This window comes from Thermoactinomyces mirandus (genome assembly GCF_013868055.1).
In the GTDB taxonomy this organism is placed as follows: Bacteria; Bacillota; Bacilli; order Thermoactinomycetales; family Thermoactinomycetaceae; genus Thermoactinomyces; species Thermoactinomyces mirandus.
Genome location: NZ_JACEOL010000070.1, coordinates 1 through 824, shown reverse-complemented (window position 1 = coordinate 824; position 824 = coordinate 1). Strand labels below are relative to the sequence as shown.

The 824-nt window shown below is 41.4% G+C and carries 1 pseudogene; it reads left to right on the top strand.

What is annotated here, in order from left to right:
- Window positions 1-59: 59 nt before the first annotated feature.
- Window positions 60-824: pseudogene (locus H2C83_RS17940) on the top strand (transposase); the annotation flags it as partial.

The following is an 824-nucleotide window of genomic DNA, read 5'->3' as shown; positions in this document are numbered from 1 at the left end:
GGTCAACAGCCTTTTTTGTTGAATTAAAATATAAAAGCATCCCGAAGGAAGGTTTTACTATGTTCAGAACGAACACATCCAGAGAATTTCAACAAGAAACCGTCAACATAGAGGACCTTGTCCCTCAAGATCATCTGTTAAGAAAAATTAATGAAACGATTGACTTTTCTTTTATCGCTGATAAATGCCGACCGTTGTACTGCAAAAACAATGGTCGACCTTGTATTGATCCTGTCATGCTGTTCAAAATGTTACTTATCGGATATCTGTTTGGCATCCGCTTCTCCAAGACGCTTGATTGAGGAAATTAAAGTAAATATCGCTTATCGTTGGTTTGTTGGACTTTCCTTGACAGATCCGGTTCCTCATCATTCCACCTTCAGCCAAAACCGCCGTCGGCGGTTCGGGCAGTCGGATGTTTACCAGGAAATCTTCGATGAAATCGTGCTTCAGGCCATTCAGCATGGATTGATCGACGGAAAACAACTGTTTAGCGATTCCACCTTCTTAAAAGCAAATGCCAGCAAAAGCAAGTTCAAGAAACAAAAGGTTACTGTCACTCCCAAGGACTATATGGTTGAATTGGAAAAAGCCATCGACGAAGACCGGATTCAGCATGGAAAAGATCCGTTAAAAAAAAACAAGTAAAATTGGAGAAAAAGGAAATCCGGATCAGTACAACCGATCCGGACAGTGGGTACATGGTTCGTGAAGGAAAACCGGAGGGCTTCTTTTATCTGGATCATCGAACAGTAGATGGAAAATACAATTTCATTACGGATGTTTTCGTTACACCCGGTAATGTTCATGACTCCATCCCGTAC